Below are 21,250 nucleotides of genomic sequence, written 5' to 3' on the forward strand. Positions count from 1 at the left end.
GAAGCTGAACGGGGATTTGGATCCAGGCCAGGACGGGGTGTTGGAGGTTGTGTTGGATCCTTTGCCGACGCGTCGGGCCACGGTGGCGTTGGGTGAATTGTGTGAGTTGCTCAGCGGCACGCGGACTGTGTATCCGGGGACGGATCGGGTGTTGCGGTACCGGGTGAAGGGCTTAGAGGCGTCTCATTAATTTTCTACCGATGTCCAGAGCCCTGGGGATGGGAAGTAAAGCAGCCACGGCCCAGCTGGGGCTCAACTACTATCCTGTTCGCGGAGTTTTTCGACGGTGGCAGCTTCATGGCTGCTGAATTGCATCTGGTGGTACTCCTGTTCTGTGGACCCGGTGTGAAATCTCGGTACATCGTGGACACCGAATCTCACCAGTTCGTGGACAGCGGATCTCAATACTTTGTACACAGCTACCAACAGTCATGAACTGTTGGTAGCCGGCGAACGATCATCGGTGGTCGAAGACCATGGGGATCTGTTCTTCTTGCGCTTGGCTCTGAACCGCATTATTGGTGGCTTTCAAAGAGTCAGATATTCATGCCCAGATATCCGCCGCGTGTTGGTCATACAGTTTCGGTTTGGCCCAGCCTGGAGTCCGCTTCCGAAACCGGAAAGTGATTCATGTCGAAGCGACGCAAATACGTCGACCACCAATGATCATCTTCGCCAAGGTACTTGGGAACAATTTTCGATCTCCAATGCAACAGGGACTTTGGATGGGTTCTGCCAACCAGCCCCTGCGCTGTGAGGTCGATCGGTGATCCCTAGAGATGACCGTTGGGCGACCGCGCTCATCGGCGATTCTGCCTCGAGTATCGAGTTTGGGGGTGCATTCGCTCAATCTTTGGAACTTGTGCTTTGCGGTACCGGGACAGCTCTTAGACGGTGGTGTGTGCCGATGGCGGTTAGGTTGCCCGAGCTCTGATCGTCGTCTTAGCTTCGTGGCGTGGTGCACGCCCGATAGTATGCCCCCGGCGGGCCTCGGGTGGGGCATTGAACGCCCGGTTCAAGTTGATTCTGGCTACTAAGTTTACCGGCAGGTACCTCAGGAGCAATGCCAAGCGTGCCACTTCATACCCGGCATCAATGAAAATGATCAGTTCCGGATCCTTTCTCCCGTAGGCGCTGGCGCCGATCGGTCAGTTGACCAATTCACGAATTTGGGTGGCGTGGATTTCGGTGGCGTCTTGCCCGAGGGGTAGGCGCCCCGCATCGAAGGGCGTGGTCCATGAAATGGCCCCGGCGGGTAGCGGGGTGATGAAGGAATACGGCCATCTCGGGTTCATCTGGGATTGTCCATCGCGGGCGTAGGTCTGGCAAGGCGCCATTTCCGAGACCCAGACGGCGACAAGTCGTTGTCTGAATATTTGACTCTTTGAGAGCCACCGATATTTCGATTCAGAGCCGCCACGTCGAGATGACGTTATTGTCTTTCAGAGCCACCCAATATTCTCTCTCAGAGCCACCCTGTATAAACTCCTCCCACCACGCAACAGCCTGCGTGGTGAAAGGAGCCATTTTCAATGGTACGTAAGATCAAAGCGAAGCGAATACTCCAGCTTCGCGCCGAGGGCTTGTCAGGACGCACCATCGCGTCCACCCAAGGCATTTCCCGCAATAGTGTCGCAGAAGTCCTCAACGCTGCCGCCGCCAACTCCAGTAGCTGGGACGAGTTCAAGGACCTCACCGAAGACAAAGTCTACGAACTCTTGTTCCCTGGCCGCAGCGAGCACGAAAGCGTGTTCACCCAACCGGACTGGCCCACCGTGCATAAGGAACTGGCCAAAGTCGGCACCAACCTGAAGCTCCTGCACGGCGAATACTCCGATCAGGCCAAAACCACCGGCGCAGCATTCATGGGTTACGACCGGTTCTGCAAGTCCTACCAACGTTACGTCCTGGAACACGGGGCCACCTCACGAGTGGAGCATAAATCCGGTGTCAGCGTCGAAGTTGACTGGTCAGGTCCAACGATGGCCCTGCATGACCCGGTCGCGGGCCGACGATCCACGGTGTATTTGTTCGTCGCCTGCCTACCGTTCAGCCGGTACGCGTTCGTTGAACCCTGCCTCGATATGAAGCAGGAATCCTGGATGCTATGCCACGCAGCGATGTTCACCGCTTTCGGCGGCAGCGTGCCGCGGATCGTGTGTGACAACCTGAAAACCGGGGTGATCAAGCATCCCGCCGAAGGGGAGATTATCCTCAACGATGCCTACCGTCACCTCGCCGAGCACTACTCTTCCGCGATCCTGCCAGGCCGCGTCCGCAGGCCAAAAGATTATTCCGAGTATTCCGTTATCCCGAGTATTCGTCTGCACTTCTTTGATCAACCGGAATCCGTGCGCACTTCCTCGGGATAACTATTTGAGGCCGGCGAGTCGGAGAATCAAATCATCGGTTCCCTTCCAGATCGGGGCAGGGTCGGGAGTTCTGCTGGCTGCTTTCTGGATGGCCTCGCGCACCATCTGGTTATCTGCCGAGGCATAGATTTCGGTGGTGGAAATGTGCGCATGACCCAGGAATTCCTTGATATGCGGCAAGGCCACCCCGGCACGCAACAACTGCATTGCACGCGCGTGCCGCAGCTGGTGGGCATTCACGTGCTCGGGAACCTCGGGGCATTGCGCTTGGGCGATGACCGCATACTTGTTGAGCATGTAGGCGACGTTGTCCTGGCTCATCTGGTGTTTTTGTCCTGCCCAGACCGTATAGAACAACGTCGCATCAGGCTCGGCCGGGTTCGAATGGAAAAACTTCAGGTACTGCTCAACGTGGCGTCCTGTCTTGTCCATGATCGGCACCGTTCGCGTCTTTTGCCCTTTGCCGGTTAGCGTCACCGCACCGCCTCCGGGCGTGGTGACGATGTCGGCAGGTTTTAGGCCCAGGATTTCCTGGATGCGCGCGGCGGCGTCGAACATCAGCAAGATCAACAGAGTGTCTCGCAGCCCTTGGCGGGTTTGTTGCCCCGGCGCGCGAATCAAGGCCTCGACGGCTGGCATGCTCAACGCATTCGGGACATGCTCCGGTGCGCGTGCCGGGCGGACCCTTTTGACGTCTAACCAGACCGCAACCAGTGCAGGCTCCTCTCCGGCGCAGTACGACAAAAAGGACTTGATGGCGGCCAGCCGTTGATTCGCTGAGGCGGCACTGAGCTTCCGGACATCTATGAGCCACGAGATGAACTCGGACATGCTGCTGTAGGTGATCGCGTCGAATCCGACCTGCTCCAGCTTTAAAGAACGGGTTTCGCCCAGAAACGCCAGCAGCGTGTTCAGGGCCGCCTTGTAGGAACGGATCGTGTGTGGGCTGAGTCTGCGCGAACGGGGCAGATAGCTGGTCAACCAACTTCGCACCAGGGCGAAGAATTCATCGGAATTCATGGTGTGCCTCCGGGAATATGGATTCAATGCTTGTGTTGGCGATACCGCGCAGCTCGGGGTGGAAATCTGCGGCCAGATGGAAGTAAAACCAGGTATCTTCCGTGTTGCTATGCCCCAAATGCAGGCTCAGATACGCGACCAGCACTTCTGGGCTTCTACCTGCGAGCACCCATCGGTTAATCAGTTCGACTACGTGCGCGTGGCGCAAGTCGTAGGGTCGCGGCGCCGAACCGGGGCTCGCCACGATCAGGGAGCCCGCGGCCTCCAAAAGCTCATGAAACCAACAGTTCGGGGTGCTTTTGCTGTAAAAATTTCCCTGGTGGTTGGGAAAGAACGGTATCCGGTCCGGATACAAAGAGCTGATCGCGGCATCATAGCGGCGGCAGTACTCGTGCAGGTCCGGTGACATGAACACCATCCGGTCCTTGTGCCCCTTGGACTCACGGATCAGCACCGAACCATGGGCGAGGTCGACATCATTGCGGTGCAGGTTCCTCGCCTCACCCGGACGCAGACCCAGGCAGTAGAGCATCCGGAACATCACCGGAATGATCAGCTGCCGCTGTCCACCAAACGGCGAAACTTGGATCGCGTCGGCGGAATCAAAAAGTGCCCGCAACTCCCGGTGGGAGAAAATATGCGGACGGTAATGGACTTGGCGCCCCGGAATGCCTTTCGGGATGACATAGGCTTTGGCTCCCACCGACGCCATGTATTTGGCGAGCTGCCTGATCGGGGTGATCCGTCGCGTCTGAGCGTTGACGTTCTCATTCGGGCGTTTCACTGCCCATTCCATGGCCATGGCCTTCGATAAGGTGCTCTGGTTTGGATAGTGCAGGGAACAGATGGCGTCGAAGGCCAACAAATGCCGTTCAGAGGTCTCATAGGGCAGTCCCATCGCACGCTTGAGCTCCAGCAGCCCCCGAATATGCGGGGCCAAACCACTAACAAACCCGCTCATGACTGTGCTCCTCGCGGCTCGATCCCCGCGAAATCAAGACAGCATTCACGCATGTGTACCTCGTCAGCAGTCAGATAGTGCTTGGCCGAAGCAATGCCACGGTGGCCCAACGCCCCGGAGATGACGGACAATGGGATTTCGCCTTCCAGCATGCGGGTCGCAAAGGATGCCCGTAGCACCCGAAAACCGTGGCCCATCTCGGGATCGGAACCGACGCCTGTCCGGGCAAATGCGCTGGAAGCCACGTGATGTAATCCGTTTGAAGGTGCAAGGGCAACGTGCGGGGCTTGGCTCCTCAAGAACACGTGCTCGTCGTTGACCCCTGTGGGCCTGCCATGGAGTAAGTAGTCGGCGATGGCTTCTCCCACATCAGCCAACAGGGGCAAGCCCAGCACCACGCCAGTCTTTCGTTGCACCAACGTGATTCGTCCTTGTCGCCAGTCGATATCCTGCAGGCGCAGGGCCACGATGTCGACGGGACGCAACCCGGTGCGCGCGCCCAGCAGCAACATTGCACGGTCCCGGATTCCGGTGACCGTCTCCGGGTCGGGTGAGTTTGTCAGCATCTCGATCTTCTCGGAGGGCAGCACAGAAACCTGCCTCACGCGCCGTGAAGCGCCCCTCGGAACTGACCTAGAGAGCCCCGAGCATCCGGCGGACTCTTCGAGAAAACGACATAGCACCCGAACGGCCGAGAGCACCGTCCTCATGCTGCCAGGATGGTAATTTTCTGCCAATGAAATCAAAGCGGAAGCCACCTCTGCACCGCCCAAGGCCCGGAAGTCCGTGATTCCTCGGCTTTGCCACGACGCCAATGTTCGGCGAGCGACAGCTGCATACAGGTCCTGAGTGTGCTGGGCCAAGCTTTGGTGGGTCAGCCACGATTCGAAGTACTCCTGGACCGGGCGAAACACAGTATTGAGCCCAGAGTTCGGGGAATCCTGCTTCGATAGTTTCCACCGATATGTGCCAGTGTTTTGGACCTCAGATAAAACGAGTGCTGACTTGCGTAGGAGCTTGTATTTCCATTCCTTGAACCGGCCTTCGTTTCGTTCCGTGGTTAGGTATCGCAAATACGTTGCCAGGGCTTCGTCGGTGAATTCGGTTATGCCATTTTCGGAACAGAACACTTCGCACCGGTGCCACGCCCACCGGTACTGCATCAGTGTCGAAGCTGCGTGATTGAGCCTGAGGATCTCTGTATCGGCTTTTGAGACCAGCTCGGCAAGTGGGATCTTCATTTCTTCCTCACCTCCATGTGAATACGAATAGGGGTGAGTCAGCTTAATCCTGATTTGTTATCCCGAGGAAGTGCGCACGGATTCCGGTTGATCAAAGAAGTGCAGACGAATACTCGGGATAACGGAATACTCGGAATAATCGCGCTAATCCCGAGTTCGGGATTAAAAAGACAAATCCAGCGTGGAAAATACCGTGGGTCTTGTGGTTACGTGGGTGATCGCTTCACTACGTCATGAAAAGTTCACCACGCTTGATTCACAGCGTACGGCCATCTATCGGCAGGCCGAAGCCTATAACGCGCAACCCTTCCAGAAACGTGCCGGCTCCCGCCAAAGCGTTTTTCATGAAGAAGAGCAACCACTGCTGCGTCCGCTACCAATGGTGCCATACGAGATGAGCGACTGGGTCCACGGACGCAAGGTAGCCAAGAACAGCTACGTGACGTGGAAGAAGAACTTCTACTCCGTCCCGCTCAAACACGTCGGCGCCACCGTGGACCTGAGGATCACGTCCAAGACGTTGGAAGTCTATCTTCAGTCCCAACGGCTCAGCAGTCACCTCTTGTGTGATGCGGCCACAGTGAATCAGTATCGGACCAATGACGCCGATATCCCACCAGAACGCAAGTACCGCTCATGGGACCCCAAACGGCTCCGCGGATGGGCTCACCGCATCGGCCCGAACACGGTGCAGGTGATCGATAAGATCTTCGTTTCCGTGCCGGTTGCCGAGCAAGGAATCAACCCCGCCCTGGCCGTGCTGCGCTTGTCTTCAAAATACAGTCCAAACCGACTGGAGGACGCTTGCTTCGTCGCATTGCAGTCACGGATCCGCTCCCCACGCTACGGGCATTTACATCCGATTCTGCAGAACCGGCAGGACGAGAACTGGAAAGAAGCGACCCTCCCGCCAGCAGCTGAAGCCAACACTGGATACGTACGAGGCAGCGACTACTACGCAAGGAAGACCCGATGAACCTGAACACCGAAACCAAGCGCAAACTCCGCGAGATGGCCGCCGGCGACCTGCTCACGGCATTCGAATCCCAAGACGATGTGGTGAGCATGTCATTAAGTATCGAAGCACGGATCGAGCTGGCCGTGGACCAAGCCCACGGGCTATTTCTGAATACGAAGTCCCACGGTCTAATCCGTCGCGCTAAGCTCCGTTATCCGCAGGCTGACTTACGGAAAGTGGACCGGGCTGAAGAGCGGGGCTTGAACCAGCCGCTGCTGGCTCAGTTGGCGACCTGCCATTTCATTGAGCTCAACAGGAATCTGGTTTTTCAAGGTTTTACGGGGTCCGGCAAGTCCTATCTGGCGTGCGCCGTGGCGAAGCAGGCCTGTGTTCACAGCTACCGTACCGGATACGTGCGGATGCCGGACCTCGAAGAAGAATGGCAGCAGGCCGCCAACAAGCCGTTGGGCGTGCAGAAGCTGTTGCGTAAGTATGCCAATTACAGTGCGCTGGTATTGGACGAATGGCTTTTGGAACCGCCGAGTGGAGAGTTCTTGAGTTTCATCTTCGAGCTCATGGAGCGAAGGTACGATGCCGCGTCGACTGTTTTCTGCACTCAGTACAAGCAGGCTGATTGGCATGCCCGGTTGGGTGCTGGTGCGTTAGCCGACGCAATCATGGACCGCATCGTGCACAATACGATCTGGATTGAGACCGGTGGGTTCAACATGCGTGAGGCGAATGAGTGCTGGGCGCTAAACGCATCAAGCGTCCACGGTGAGATTCCTTGTTCAGAGCCGCCAGTCAACCGTCAAGGCTGGGTGGTGGCTCTGAATGAGAATATTGGGTGGCTCCGAACCGCAATAACGGGTGGCTCTGGGTGGGAATATCGGTGGCTCTCAAAGAGTCAAATATTCAGTTGTCATTTGCAAACGTTGACAGCCTGCAGCATCTGCTCCTGCCGGCTCTCAGAACCGTAATTTGAGGTTGGGACCCGTCGTAGTGCGGTCATCAGGTCCTTGAGCTGTCTGCTTTGGATGCTATCGAGGTTGATTTTCCCATACAAGGCACCGTAGCCGTGCTGGTGTTCCGGTTTGAGCGAGAGGTGAGGCGCGGGTCAACAACCTTGCATTGAACCCTTAACAGCGCATCGGTTAGTACGAGCACCGCGTCGGCGCGGGCATCGAAGCATTGGTAGTAATCGCCCCGGAACGTGTTGAACTGTTTAGTGGTTGCGGTGTACTCCATGCCGCGTGTCTATATGCTCGCTAACATTCAAAGAGTGTCTCACGACACTACGACAGCTCAATACGGGGACGGGTCGGGGTGGGGTAAAAGTTTACCGGAATCCAGAGCCATGGGACTTCAGTGACAAGTGATGTTATTTGGCGAAGCGTGTCTAGTATCGTCATTGTAATCTCATGCTGGAGACAAAACGCAGAAGTAAGTTTACAAATTCTGCAATACCTATCGAACGGCTAGAATTACTCTTGACTAAGAATTCAGAGTATAGGGAGTTTCCTCGTTGAAACGAACGAATCGTAAGACAGCACAGCCGATTTCGACACGCGCGGAGCTATTCAATATCCGACAAGAATACTTAGATCTTGGTGGCGATATGGAAAGCTGGGTGCTAGACGATCTAGTGAATTATCGCGTGCAGGCGGGTAAAATGTCAGCTGAGAATAGAGCGCTTGTCGAACGCAAGATTAAACTAGAGGGTCGGGTCGCGAGACTGGAACGGGATTTTAAGCGCACATCAGCGGACTGTAAGAAGCACCGTAGCGAGGCTTCAACTCTCAAGAAAAAACTTGCGAATGAACACGAGCGTGCAGAGAAATTCAAAACTGCCTACGATAATTTGAAGAATCACCCTGTCGTGAAGGCAGCTCGCGGAATGAAGAGTCCATTCGCGCGGAAGCCCGTTGCGGCAGCCAATAAGACAATGGTTGCACAGCAAGAAGTAAAATCTTCTTCCAACGTTGAACAAGGCCGAGACGGGAATTCCAACGCAATCGGCAGCGATGTACTGCCAGATACGTTTGATTCGCTTGAGGCTAAAGCATCGGCATACATTTCTCGTTATCGCGAGAAGGGAGAAATTTCCGAGCCGGCGAAGGGCCTCGAAGCGCTTGGAGCGGAGGAGGGTGCCCCCGCGGATTTCGGGACTTTGCACAAGCAAATTCTCGGTCAAGCAAGACTATTAGAAGCTTTACCTGTGGTTTCGCCAAACTGCCAAACCCCCGTTTATGTTCCACAACCGGACAGAGTCATGTACTGTGCGCATAGCACGGGTGAATATAACAGTAATGGCTACTCTACGCGTACGACCGGTATAACTTCTGCGGTAATAGAAGCTGGAATGGATCTATTCATCGCAGCTCGACCCGGTTATCCATGGGACTCACGGGTCGACCAGAAATTGCCCAAAGTCAGGCGCCTGATTCGCAACTACCAAGGTGTCGACACGCATTTCAATCCAGGCGTTTCCCTGCGGAACGATCCTTTGGATAAGTTCATTCAGATCGCTGCAGATGTCTATGTCCGCGAAGCGATGATGAACCGTCCGTCGGTGATAATCTCGGCATCTAATCACATCACTGCTCTTCCTGCGCTTATTGCAGCCCGTCGCTTGGGTATTCCATTTATCTATGAAGTTCGTGGACTGTGGGAAGTTACGGCGGCCGCTGGCAACGAAACCTGGCATGCGTCAGAGCGTTTCGAACTGGCACGCAGTCTCGAAGCACTTGTGGCAAACGAAGCTGATCAAGTTTTTGCGATTACTGAAGAAGTGCGCGCGGAACTTGTGAAGCGTGGGGCAAATGCAGACAAAATCGTGATTCTGCCCAATGCCGCCAACATTTTCCAGTACGTGCCACTGCCATCAGAGCGTTCTAGCGTTGTGAGCGCGAAAAAGCCAAAGGAATTCTTGTTAGGCTATGCTGGCAGCCTAGTCGACTACGAAGGCCTTAATCTGCTCATTGACGCAATTCAAGAGCTGCCTGAGTCACTCGATCATGTCGGCGCGCTCATAGTTGGCGATGGCGCTGTATTGCCGGCTCTGAAGCAGCAGGTTGCGGAACAAGGGTTGCAGGATCGCGTTCGTTTCACTGGGCGAGTACCGAATGACAAGATCAACGATTACCTCGCCATCTTCGACGCAGTAGTCTGCCCACGAAAGTCGAATATCGTCACCGAACTTGTTTCTCCACTGAAGCCCATTGAGGCCATGGCAGCAGGTCGGCCAGTAATCGGCTCAGACGTTTCTCCGATCGCGACCCTGTTGGGTAATGACAATAGTAGGGGCAAGCTGTTCATGGCAGACGATGTAAAGTCCCTCGGTGCAGCAATTGCGGAGCTCGCTGAGAATCCAAAGAAGGCGCAGGATATGGGTCGCCGCGCCCGTCTGTGGACCGTTGAGAACCGCACATGGCCTATTGTTGCTGATATTTTTGTCGCCCAAGCTAAATTGGCTCAGAAGCGAGACACTCCAGGAAAGAAACTCAGCGATATCAATATGGCTATCATCGCCGACGAATTCACTTCGACGACGATTAGCCGTGAAGTCAATGTCGTTTCGCCGACTCCGGAAAACTGGCGAGCCTCACTTCAAGCCAACCCAGTCGACGTACTTTTCGTAGAGTCAGCGTGGTCGGGTAACGGCGGCACGTGGACACGCAAGGTTGGATACTACGATGATGAGCAGTGCGCAGAGCTTGCCTCGCTCGTTTCCTATTGTCGAAGCAATGGAATCCCAACGGTCTTTTGGAACAAGGAAGACCCCGTGCATTTCAACCGTTTCCGCAGAACTGCGAAGTACTTCGATGTTGTCCTGACGACCGATGCAAACTGCTTGCAGGAGTACTGGGAACACCGTGGCGGAAAGCTCAAGGCTCTTGGAAGCCTTCCTTTCTGGGCTCAGGCTGAAATTCATAATCCGTTGGGCAGCACTCGTGAATATTCCCATACCGTTGCCTACGGTGGTTCTTACTATGGTGACCGCTATGCTGAACGTTCCAAGGAATTACGCGCAATTCTCGAAGGCGCAAGTCCTCAAGGGCTGACCATCTTTGACCGCCAAGCAGATAATTCGGAGTCACCTTATAAGTTCCCACCAGCACTTCAGGACTACGTGCAGGGAGGGCTGACCTACGATCAGATGGTTGAGGCCTACAAATCACATCCAGTGCATGTGAATGTGAACTCGGTAAATGCGTCACCGACGATGTTCTCTCGTCGAGTGTTTGAGCTTGCTGCTTGTGGTACACCAGTCATTAGCGGAAAGAGCTTCGGAATTTCCTGGATGTTTGATGGCGCCATACCTGTGGTAAGCAGCCGTCGGGATTCGGCACTAATTTCTTCGCTGTGGATGAATTCGGAGAGTGACCGTGTCTCTGATGCATGGGCGCCGCTACGCTGTACTTTCCGCAAGCACCTCGCACATCATCGGCTGGCCCTTGCATTGCGTATGGCAGGCATTGCGGTTGATATTCCAACGCTGCCAACCCTTGGACTGGAGCTGGATGAGCTCAATGAGACCGTGACACACAAGATTCTGGCTTCGAGCGCCCGGCCTAGTGAAGTATATGTTGATGCAGGCGTGGATTCAGAGCAGGCTGCCCTAGTACTTAAGAATTCAGGAATCGCTGTGTTGGCACGCCGTGATCCCCGTACAGCTGATGTGGTTGCTGAAAATGTACAGGATGTTTTGGATGACGACAACCTCTTGGAAGACATGCTGACTGCATTGCTGTACGGCAATGCTAATACCGTTCAGTCAAGCGACGGTCACCTGCATACTCGTGGGCTGCCGTTGTGGATGGTGGCAGATGAAGAAGCCAATCTTCCAACTCTGAAGCTGGAACCAGCTGACGAGCAAGAGATGATTGCAAGCATTTGCTTGCGACGGCCATTCAACTTCGATGAAGACGAGGAAAAAGCACACACGACAGCAGGCGTCGCAAGCCGAGCAAACATCCTAGTGGCCGGTCACGATTTGAAATTTGCTGGTCCCATGATGGATAAGCTCACCTCTCTAGGTCACCAACTCCAAATTGACCAGTGGGACGATCACACGAGACATGACGCTGGTCGTAGCCAGGAACTACTATCGAACGCTGACGTAGTCTTCTGCGAGTGGTCGTTGGGCAATCTTGTGTGGTATTCGAAGAATGTGATGCCGGGACAGAAACTCGTGGCTCGGTTCCACTCCCAGGAGCTTTTCACGGACTACCCCCATAAAGTGAACTTCGAAAAGGTTGATACCGTGATCTTCGTCAGCGAGCTGATCCGAGGCATGGCTATTCACAAGTTTGGAATTCCTGTTGAGAAGACTCTGGTCATTCCAAACTCGGTTGATACGAATAATCTGGATCTACTCAAGCAAGATGAATCGAAATTTGTTCTGGGCTTTGTCGGCATGGTTCCACAGCTGAAGCGATTCGATCTTGTCCTGGATCTTCTTGAAGAACTGCGACGTCATGACTCACGATTCAAGCTCCGAGTTAAAGGCAAGCGACCTGAGGATTATCCATGGATGACGGTTCGCCAAGACGAGATGGCGTTCTATGAGGCTCAGTATGCCCGGATCGAAGAGTCGCCGCTACTAAAAGGTGCAGTAGCTTTCGACCCGCAGGGCAACGACATGGACCAGTGGTATCAGCAGATTGGTGTTGCAGTATCCACCAGCGACTTTGAGTCCTTCCACTTTACTCTGGCTGATGGTGCTGCTTCCCGCGCACTTCCTGTTGGTTTGGCATGGCCAGGTTCAGAGTGGCTCTACCCCGAAGAATGGCTTTTTACCGATACGGAACTTGCTGCCAAACACGTTGCCGGAATCGTTTCAAACCAAGAGCGCTTCGACAAATCGGTAGAGGAAGCGAGAGCTTTCACGGTGGAAAACTACGATTCCAAGAAGATCATGGCTCAACTGGTTGAGGCCATCGAAGCGGACTAATTTCGGAACTAAGTTCAAGATAACGAGGTGCGCCCTAGTCCCCGAATAGAGTCTGGGGCGTGCCTCGCTGTAATATTGGTAATTCCTGCCTGCGAATATTTTAGAGTGAGTTGAGAAGTGAAAATTGCACTAGGCGAGTTTCGAAAAGCGCTGTGGCATCTTCGACAAGGTGGCCCGCGACAAGTCCAAGAATGGTACCGTCGCAGCAACTACGAATCTCGCGCCGGCGGTTTTAACCGCAGCTTCCAAACTGACATCGAAATGACGCTCGGGCTTCAGCTGCCAACGGTAGCTTTCGAACCTGCGCAGGGCTACGAAGCCACACTAAAAGTTGCAGTCATCCTGGACGACTTTAGCGCAAGGGCTTGGGGTCCAGAGTGGGACTGCACATTTATCACCCCTGCAGACTGGAAAGAACATCTTGAATCAACAGATTTCGATTTGCTCTTCGTCGAGTCCGCGTGGGCAGGAAACGGCAAAGCATGGCAATACCACCTGACAGGTACGAGTGCTCCAAGACCTGCCTTGGTCGAAATGGTCAATGCATTCAAAGAGAAAGCCATTCCTGCGGTCTTCTGGAACAAAGAAGACCCCCCTCACTTCGAAGACTTCTTGGACTGTGCACGGCTTTTTGATTTTGTATTCACCTCAGATGAACGCAAAATTGTGGATTATCAGCGTGAATTGGGCCATGAACGGATCGCATCGCTGAGCTTCGCTGCGCAACCGGTTTTTCACAACCCGGTGCGTCCGCTGAGCCAAGAACGTCGTGATGTCGCTTTTGCCGGTATGTATTTCGCCCATAAGTTCCCAGAACGTCGCGAGCAGATGGAAATCGTACTTGGGGGAGCAACTGACGTAGCGGATAAGCTACCGTACGGACTCGATATTTTCTCGCGCCAGCAGGGGGGAGACGAAAATTACCAGTTCCCGGCTCCTTACGCCGAGCATGTGGTTGGGTCTTTGGATTATGACCGGATGCTTGCCGCCAATAAGTACTACAACGTTTTCCTCAACGTAAATTCAGTCGTCGACTCGCCGAGCATGTGCGCACGCCGCATTTTCGAGATCACGGCGGCCGGTAGCGCGGTAGTATCGGCACCAAGCGACGCTATAGGAAATTTCTTTGACCCATCCGAGGTATTAGAAGTTTCGACGCGTGAAGAAGCAGCAAACGCAATCCGCAGCATCGTGCAGAGCCCAGAGCTCCGCGATCGAATGGTGCATTCGGGGCAACGGCGTATCTGGAGAGAGCACACCTATGCCCACCGAGCGCGTCGAGTAGAGTCGTTTGTTGGACTGTCGCAGGTTGAGCCCTCGGCCCGATCTATGGCGTCACGGCCCAAGGTGAGTGCAGTGGTTTCGACGATCCGCCCGCACCAAATCGACCACATCATTTCTTCCGTCGGATCACAGCTCAATGTCGATACCGAGCTTGTTCTTGTCACACATGGGTTTGCCGTTGATCGTAAGGCTTTTGAAGCCAAAGCCGTCGAGGCGAACCTCGCTGACTACAAGATTCTCGAGTTGTCAGCGGAACTGTCCCTGGGCGATTGCCTCAACGCAGCAGTTGCTGAGGCGACCGGCGATTTCATCACGAAAATGGACGACGACGATCTCTACGGAGCAAACTACCTCTTCGATCAAGTTGCAGCCCTGCGATATAGCGGAGCTTCGATCGTTGGGAAGCAAGCCCATTTCATGTACCTTGCAGATTCGGACGCAACTCTGTTGCGATTTGCTCATCGGGAGCACCGGTTTACGAACCTGGTGATGGGACCGACCATGCTCGGGCATGCTTCGGTATTCAAGAACACGCACTTTGCGTCACGAAGCAGGGGGGAAGATACCCAATTCCTGCGTGACGTCATAGATGCTGGCGGAAGCGTCTATTCAAGTGATCGTTTTAACTTCATGCAGATGCGTAGCGGCGACGGAAAAGCTCATACTTGGGGACTCAGCGACGCTGAACTAACCGCTACTGGTAGTATTCAATGGTTTGGACGAAATGACACGCATCTTTTCTTCTAAGATTGATTGGGTGCGAGTTTGTATACGAAGGCAAAGGGGTGAGCAGTAGATGAAGATCATGTTGCTGACTCATTCGTTTTCTCCAGAAATCTCACCTCCGCAACGCCGTTGGTCCGTCATTGCCGATGAATTAACTAAATTAGGACATGAATTTACTGTTGTTGCTCCCCAACCACGGGGCAACACAGCTCAAACTACTCAGTCGATTAACGATAATGAACGCATCCACATCAAACGTTATCGTTCATTGCATAAATCCAAATCCATGGTTGGAAAAGTCCTCAAACATGGTGCGGACGCGGTGTTGAGCGTTCCCGCAGCGTTGAAAGAAAGCCGTCCGGATGTAGTTGTTGCGACTGTGCCGGCGTTACCGACGCTGATTGTCGGGTATGTAGTCAGCAAAATCCGCGGCGTACCGTTTGTCGTTGACCTGCGAGACGCATGGCCGGACCTTTTACGAGAATCCCAAGTCTTGAAGTGGCGTTGGCTGGAGCCAGTTGTTTCTCATGCGCTGTCGTATCTGGTGAAACGAAGCGACCTGCTGGTGACCGTGACGCGCGGCCTCGCAGTAAAGATGCGGTTGAACGGGGTGCGCAACGTAGCTACGATTTCCAACGGAGTTGAAGTTGAACGCCCTGAAGTTGTTATAAGGAATGAGCCTCGAACTGAGGCGTTGCGCGTGCTTTATCTCGGAAATATTGGTCGGAGCCAAGGTTTAGACACACTTATTCACGCGGCCAAAATTCTCGACAATAAGATTTCGCTGAGGATAGTAGGCAATGGTACCGAGAAACGACGCTTGATTGAACTGGCCGCTGAGCTTGATGCAGACGTTGATTTTCGTGAGTCGGTCTATGGAGATCTCGTTCTGGAAAATTACGCCTGGGCGGATACATGCGTCGTTTCGCTACGACCCGACTGGCCAAGCTTCGATCACACCGTACCTTCGAAGCTCTACGAGTTACTGTATCTCGACCGCCATATTACAGGCCTAGTGCGCGGCGAAGCCGCTGGGATCATCACCGCTGCCAAGTCCGGGCAAGTTGTCGGCCAGAGTCTTGGTGAACTAACGCAATATCTGAAGCACTTGGCAGAAAATCCGGACATGTTGAAAATCTACAATCATGGTTCACACTGGGTGCGGAAAAACGCGTCATTGCGCGACGCAGCCAAAGTTTATGCCAAGTTGCTCAGCGAAGTTGTCACGAGCGACGGCAGGAACTAGGACAGTATTTTGAATTCTCAGTTGATAGCAAATCTTACGAATACTGGTCGATTGGCCCTCTCAAATGTGGCTGACGACCCGAGCTATTTCGCGCTTCAAGTAGCAAGAAAGTTCAAGAATCAAGCTCCTGTGAAGGTTCTCGGCAAAGTGCTTTCACTTGGGAACAACGAAACCTTAGCAAATGCCATGTCGGCGATGATTCGCGACGATAGCGTTCAATTACAGGTATCCTGTCGTCGCTGGTTGGAGAAATCCAGCTCACATCGCGGCGCGATTTTTCTGGCGAATCTTTGTATCGCTAGCGGGGAATGGGAGATGGCGGCTAACTTGTTGGCTGAAGCGAACTCATCCCCAAATGCGATAAGAGCACGAGCACGGCTGCAATGGGGCTTAGGCAATATGAGCGAAGCGATTGCTTTGCTGGATCGAATTAAGCCTAGCCGCCAAAAACGTCACTACGTTTCTGAATACAAGGTCTACCTTGGCGCAGAGCCGAAACTCCCGGCGACTCCGTTTGCTGGTTCCAAGAGTGGAACATCAAAATCCGTAGTCTTCTTAGCGACCAATTCGCTGCCTCACACTGGCAGTGGTTATGCCCAACGCACTCAGTCCACTTTGTCGGCACTGGCCGCCGTAGGCTGGAGCGTGAGAGCCTGCACTCGAGTGAATTATCCGTTAAGCATTGGCATATTCAATGCTAATAAAACGGATCGGGTCGGAGCCGTCGAATACGAGCGGTTGATTCCAACCGGAGCAAAATATGATCTATCAGGCCGGATACAGCAGCAGGCCGAAGAGCTGCTGGCGAAAGTCGTTCGTGACCGCCCCCAAATTCTCCACACCACCACCGACTTTTCAAATGCTCTCGCGGTGAAAGCGGTCTCCGAGGCGACTGGTATTCCGTGGGTATATGAAGTCCGCGGGCAGCTGGCTGACACTTGGCTATCGACGCGTCCAGAATCTGCCGTAAATTCTGAGCGCTACAAGCTCTTCAGAGAACGCGAAGCATTTGCCGCCAAGAACGCTGACCATGTGATCACCCTCGGTGCAGAGATGAGGGAAAATCTCACAGCGACCAATGTAGAGCCAAACAATATCGAGATTCTTCCCAATGGCATTGGCGAAGAGTTCCTCAACGAACCTGTGTCGCGGTCTGTTGCTCGACAAGAGCTTGGATTGGATGTTCAGGCATTTTATGTCGGTACCGTGAGCAGCTTGGTGCCCTACGAAGGACTGGACACGGTACTTCGCGCCGTCGCGAAAATTATGCCTGATACAGAGAAACTTAGAGTCCTCATTGTTGGAGATGGCACTGAGAGAGAAAATCTCATTCGACTTGCGGTCGAGCTCGGAATCTCTGAATATTGTGAATTTCCGGGGCGAGTTCCGCGTGAAAAAGCGCATTTGTACCACGCGTCCCTGAATGTATTTGTAGTCCCTCGCGTCGACTCGTCGGTTACTCGAGCGGTGACTCCGCTCAAGCCAGTTGAAGCACTAGCATCTCGTGTCCCGGTTATCGCCTCTGATTTGCCCGCATTGCGCGAGCTCATAAGTGACGGTGAAACCGGTCACCTTGTACCAGCTGGTGACGTAGTTGCTTGGGCGAATTCCGTCGAATCCTTGATTGATGAACCGGCGAAGGCTGAGCTCATGGGCAGGTCAGGTCGGGAATTCGTACTAAAAACCAGAACTTGGAATAAAAATGCCAGAAGACTGGCCGAGATTTACCAGCAAGTAATAACTAAAGCAGTCTGACATGAAAGCTGACGGCAGTTGCACTCTTGCGATATGGTTTACAAGGCTCGCCTTGTAATCAAAGCTTTATAAGATCAGCCTGAACGCCCAGTTTTTGGGAATGACACTCGCACCAGAAGGAAAGTCACTTTAGTGAATAGCATTAAAGAAGTCGCCGTCATCGGTTTGGGATATATCGGCCTACCAACCGCCGCGATCCTCGCGTCGAAAGGAATCACCGTCAAGGGTGTAGATGTTACTCCCCGGACTGTTGAGGCCGTCAACAAGGGCGAAGTTCCGTTCGTTGAACCAGCGCTGGGCGAATTCGTTTCAGCCGCGGTTGCCGCAGGAACGCTCAGCGCCAGCTTCGAGACTCCTGCCGCCGAAGCATACATCGTTGCCGTGCCAACTCCGTTCAACGATGATTACACCGCAGATCTTTCGTACATAGAAGCCGCCGCAGAAGGTATCGCACCGAACCTCAAAGGTGGCGAACTGGTCATCCTTGAATCCACCTCGCCTCCTGGGGCTACTCAGCACATGGCTGACTACCTGTTGGCCAAGCGCCCAGACTTGAACGCCGACAGCCTGCTCGTGGCGCACTGCCCAGAGCGCGTATTGCCGGGCTACGTCATGGAAGAGCTTGTGACCAACGACCGTATTGTTGGCGGCATTACCCCGGAAGCTGCCGATAAGGCCAAGGCTCTCTACGAGGTTTTCTGCCAGGCTGCGATTTTGACTACCGATGCCAAAACCGCCGAGATGGCGAAGCTGGTTGAGAACTCGTTCCGCGACGTGAATATTGCTTTCGCCAACGAGCTTTCGGTGATCTCTGACAAGATCGGGATCGATGTCTGGGAACTCATTGCCCTTGCGAACCGTCATCCGCGTGTGAACATCCTTCAGCCTGGTCCAGGCGTTGGCGGTCACTGCATTGCTGTGGATCCATGGTTCATTGTTTCCGCCGCTCCGGAGGAGTCCAAGCTCATCCGGATGGCTCGCGAAACCAACGACTCCAAGCCAAACTGGGTCATCGACAAGGTTGTTCAGGCCACTAAGTCGCCAGCGTTTAATGGCAAGGTTGCTGTATTAGGGCTTGCCTTCAAGGCGAACATCGATGACATGCGTGAATCGCCATCCATTGAAATCGCTCGCAAACTGGCTGTCGAGAATCCAACCGTCGAGTTCTTGGCTGTCGAACCACACGTTGATGCACTGCCCAAGAAACTTGACGGCATTGCGAACCTCACCCTGACTCCACTGGATGAGGCGCTGGAAGCCGCAGAGGTTGTGACCCTGTTGGTGGATCACGATCAGTTTAAATCGGTTCCCGCCACTGCGCTTGCAGGCAAGGATGTCATTGACACCCGCGGTCTCTGGCGCTAAATTCCCCACTTCTGACAAGGTAGATTCCCCATGAAGAAGATCATGCCGATCTATGGCACTCGTCCCGAGGCCATCAAGGTTGCTCCGATCGTTAAGGCCTTGAAAGAGGCCGAAGGTTTCGACTGTGTAGTTGTTGTTACTGGACAGCACCGCGAGATGCTGGATCAGGTCAACGAATTGTTTGGTATCAAACCGGACTATGATCTTGACGTAATTCAGCCGCGACAGACCCTCAACGGTTTGCTGACTAAGACCATTGCTGGTCTGGATGAAATATTTGAAAAAGAAAAGCCGGATGCCGTAGTCGTCCAGGGTGACACCACCACCTCTACTGCAGGAGCTATCGCAGCCTTCTACCGTGGAATTCCAGTGGTACACGCCGAGGCTGGTCTGCGTAGTTACGACCTTTTCTCGCCATTCCCGGAGGAAGCCAATCGCAAGCTCACCAGCCAGATTGCCAGCCTTCACTTGGCGCCAACCTCGCTGAGCAAGCGTAACCTCGAGCGCGAGACCTTCAACAGCAAGGACATTGTCATCACTGGCAACAGCGTTATTGATGCGCTGCTGACCGTGGTTGAAAAGAAGATCCCCTTCACGGATCCACAACTTGAAGAAATCGTGAACTCCGGCAAGCGAATTGTTTTGGTGACGACTCATCGTCGCGAGAACCAGGGTGAGCCGATGCGCGGTATTGGCCGAGCGATCGCGCGCTTGTCCGCAGCAGAGCCCGATATTCAGTTTATCCTTCCACTGCACCGCAATCCTGCGGTACGTGAGGCTCTGCTTCCGGAAATCGATGGTATTCCGAACATTACGTTGACGGAGCCACTGGCTTATGGTGAGTTCACTCGAATCATCGATGCCTCAACAGTTGTCCTGACTGACTCCGGTGGAGTGCAGGAAGAAGCGCCAAGCCTGGGTAAGCCAGTATTGGTAATGCGCCTGAATACCGAGCGTCCGGAAGCAGTGACGGCTGGTACCGTTCGACTCATCGGAACTGACGAACAGCGGATCTTCGATTCAGTTTCGGAGTTGTTGAATGATTCTGCCGCATATGAGGATATGGCCAACGCGGTTAATCCTTACGGCGACGGAAGAGCTTCTGAACGCACTGTAGCTGCCATTGCGGAGCTGCTTGGTGTGGGGGAGCGAATTGAAGAATTTGATTCGCGTCTATCCGATGCGGATGACATGATGCGAGCAACAAGCATCTAGCATGTCTATCGTGAGGGACTAGAACATTTTGTTCTAGTCCCTCACGCTTTTAAAATGAACCAATATCTGGCGTAGCTCTTATGGTGCAGGATTCTTCGCTCTGTACTGACTAGTATCAAAAGTATGATGAATCAAACTGCAATATTTGTTGATGCCGGGTTTTTATTGTCCTTAGGCGGGCATAGGGTTGCTGGAACGACTCTCCGTTCGGCCTTTACCACGCATTATGAGTCTTTAGTTCGTGGAATAGTCCAGACTGTCAAGAAGAATACGGGACTGAATAACCTCCGGGTCTACTGGTATGACGCATCCAAGGACGGTCTATTTACCGAACAGCATAAGCGTATTGGCCTGATTCCAGGTGTAAAAGTCCGACTAGGTCGCATTTCCTATAATGGCGAGCAAAAAGGTGTTGATCTCCGGCTGGCCTTGGATTTGGTTGGCGTAGCACGACATGGATCGGCATCCGTTGCTTATCTCGTTTCCGGAGATGACGACCTGGCCGAAGCAGTAGAAGAAGCCCAAGACTTGGGCATGAAGGTCGTATTGCTTGGTTTGCAAAAGGACCAGAGCCGTTTGGGAGTAGCCTCGGTTGCCGAACACTTAGCTCTGACGGCCGACGCTATTGAGGTGATGCCCGATTCCATTATTGATAGTTCATTCACTCGAATCATTGACTGGGATAAAGATCATTGTGATAAAACCGCATTGGTGGCAGGTGCTCCAACGGCGAAGCCCTCGGCGGTAGCAAAACCTGGAATACCAACCCCCGCCTTATTGGCGCAAAAGGCCCAAGTTCTCCGCAGCGCCGAGCCAACGACTCAAGCGGAAGTCGTCTACTCTTCAGATAGCGAACGTTCGGGTTTCCATGGCCATGCTGCCTACGAACAAAAGGAACTGACCGCGGCTGAAGAAATCGGGGCCAAAGTAGCTCAGTCCTGGCTTGCCAGCACTACCCAATCAGAGGTTGTTGAACTGGTCGCGGACAAACCACAACTGCCGCCAGAAATCGACCGGACCTTGCTTAAGGACTGCGCCCAGGTGCTCGGGGAGTGGAAAACGGATCAACAAACTATCCGCCGTACCCTTCGTGGCGCTTTTTGGGACTATCTGGATCAGATCATGTGACGCGATGATCGCCTCGAAGAATC

The 21,250-nt window shown here is 53.8% G+C and carries 11 protein-coding genes and 3 pseudogenes; 10 read left to right on the forward strand and 4 right to left on the reverse strand.

What is annotated here, in order from left to right:
- Positions 1-1,148 precede the first annotated feature (1,148 nt).
- Positions 1,149-1,295 (reverse strand): hypothetical protein, encoded by a 147-nt coding sequence (locus tag ACT3UA_RS12945; protein WP_444616831.1) that lies wholly within the window; start codon positions 1,293-1,295, stop codon positions 1,149-1,151.
- A gap of 237 nt (positions 1,296-1,532) precedes the next feature.
- On the opposite strand from ACT3UA_RS12945, the pseudogene istA reads away from it, so the two are divergent.
- Positions 1,533-2,363: pseudogene (istA, locus tag ACT3UA_RS12950) on the forward strand (IS21 family transposase); the annotation flags it as partial.
- Between the two features lie 9 nt (positions 2,364-2,372).
- On the opposite strand, the gene ACT3UA_RS12955 reads toward istA, so the two are convergent.
- Genes ACT3UA_RS12955 through ACT3UA_RS12965 form a run of 3 tightly spaced genes read right to left on the reverse strand, consistent with a single transcriptional unit; the run spans position 2,373 to position 4,958 of the window.
- Entirely contained in the window at positions 2,373-3,392 is a 1,020-nt protein-coding gene (locus ACT3UA_RS12955) for a tyrosine-type recombinase/integrase (protein ID WP_444616833.1), read from the reverse strand.
- Positions 3,379-4,353, reverse strand: a complete 975-nt coding sequence (locus tag ACT3UA_RS12960) for a tyrosine-type recombinase/integrase (RefSeq protein WP_444616835.1) — start codon at positions 4,351-4,353, stop codon at positions 3,379-3,381. Before ACT3UA_RS12960 ends, ACT3UA_RS12955 begins: the two co-directional genes overlap by 14 nt.
- Positions 4,350-4,958, reverse strand: a complete 609-nt coding sequence (locus ACT3UA_RS12965) for a tyrosine-type recombinase/integrase (RefSeq protein ID WP_444616837.1) — start codon at positions 4,956-4,958, stop codon at positions 4,350-4,352. The genes ACT3UA_RS12960 and ACT3UA_RS12965 overlap by 4 nt, the downstream gene beginning before the upstream one ends.
- An 802-nt stretch (positions 4,959-5,760) precedes the next feature.
- On the opposite strand from ACT3UA_RS12965, the pseudogene ACT3UA_RS12970 reads away from it, so the two are divergent.
- The 9 genes and pseudogenes from ACT3UA_RS12970 to ACT3UA_RS13010 form a co-directional block, all read left to right on the forward strand.
- Positions 5,761-6,570, forward strand: a pseudogene (locus tag ACT3UA_RS12970) (Mu transposase domain-containing protein); the annotation flags it as partial.
- Positions 6,567-7,295, forward strand: a pseudogene (gene istB / locus ACT3UA_RS12975) (IS21-like element ISAar33 family helper ATPase IstB); the annotation flags it as partial. The pseudogenes ACT3UA_RS12970 and istB, both read left to right, overlap by 4 nt.
- A gap of 782 nt (positions 7,296-8,077) precedes the next feature.
- Entirely contained in the window at positions 8,078-12,508 is a 4,431-nt protein-coding gene (locus ACT3UA_RS12980; RefSeq protein WP_444616839.1) for a glycosyltransferase, read from the forward strand.
- Positions 12,509-12,625: 117 nt separating this feature from the next.
- Positions 12,626-14,539 (forward strand): glycosyltransferase family protein, encoded by a 1,914-nt coding sequence (locus ACT3UA_RS12985; RefSeq protein WP_444616841.1) that lies wholly within the window; start codon positions 12,626-12,628, stop codon positions 14,537-14,539.
- A gap of 49 nt (positions 14,540-14,588) precedes the next feature.
- The gene (locus tag ACT3UA_RS12990) at positions 14,589-15,764 is read left to right on the forward strand and encodes a glycosyltransferase family 4 protein (protein ID WP_444616843.1); all 1,176 of its coding nucleotides are present in this window, start codon (positions 14,589-14,591) and stop codon (positions 15,762-15,764) included.
- A gap of 9 nt (positions 15,765-15,773) precedes the next feature.
- On the forward strand, positions 15,774-17,519 hold the full coding sequence (locus ACT3UA_RS12995; protein ID WP_444616845.1) for a glycosyltransferase family 4 protein: 1,746 nt from the start codon (positions 15,774-15,776) through the stop codon (positions 17,517-17,519).
- Positions 17,520-17,651: 132 nt separating this feature from the next.
- A complete protein-coding gene (gene wecC / locus ACT3UA_RS13000) occupies positions 17,652-18,884 on the forward strand; it encodes a UDP-N-acetyl-D-mannosamine dehydrogenase (RefSeq protein ID WP_444616847.1) in 1,233 nt (410 codons plus the stop codon).
- A gap of 30 nt (positions 18,885-18,914) precedes the next feature.
- Positions 18,915-20,099: a non-hydrolyzing UDP-N-acetylglucosamine 2-epimerase gene (gene wecB, locus ACT3UA_RS13005; protein ID WP_444616849.1), complete on the forward strand. Its 1,185-nt coding sequence runs from the start codon at positions 18,915-18,917 to the stop codon at positions 20,097-20,099.
- 123 nt (positions 20,100-20,222) lie between these two features.
- Positions 20,223-21,227, forward strand: a complete 1,005-nt coding sequence (locus ACT3UA_RS13010) for an NYN domain-containing protein (RefSeq protein WP_444616851.1) — start codon at positions 20,223-20,225, stop codon at positions 21,225-21,227.
- Positions 21,228-21,250 lie beyond the last annotated feature (23 nt).

This window comes from Glutamicibacter sp. 363, from assembly GCF_052379505.1.
Taxonomy (GTDB): domain Bacteria; phylum Actinomycetota; class Actinomycetes; order Actinomycetales; family Micrococcaceae; genus Glutamicibacter.

Excerpts from the sequence above, each read along its gene's own strand:
- ACT3UA_RS13010 (WP_444616851.1), top strand. The coding sequence starts at position 20,223 with ATGATGAATCAAACTGCAATATTTGTTGATGCCGGGTTTTTATTGTCC.
- ACT3UA_RS12945 (WP_444616831.1), bottom strand. The coding sequence starts at position 1,295 with ATGAACCCGAGATGGCCGTATTCCTTCATCACCCCGCTACCCGCCGGG.
- ACT3UA_RS12955 (WP_444616833.1), bottom strand. The coding sequence starts at position 3,392 with ATGAATTCCGATGAATTCTTCGCCCTGGTGCGAAGTTGGTTGACCAGC.
- ACT3UA_RS12960 (WP_444616835.1), bottom strand. The coding sequence starts at position 4,353 with ATGAGCGGGTTTGTTAGTGGTTTGGCCCCGCATATTCGGGGGCTGCTG.
- wecB (WP_444616849.1), top strand. The coding sequence starts at position 18,915 with ATGAAGAAGATCATGCCGATCTATGGCACTCGTCCCGAGGCCATCAAG.
- ACT3UA_RS12990 (WP_444616843.1), top strand. The coding sequence starts at position 14,589 with ATGAAGATCATGTTGCTGACTCATTCGTTTTCTCCAGAAATCTCACCT.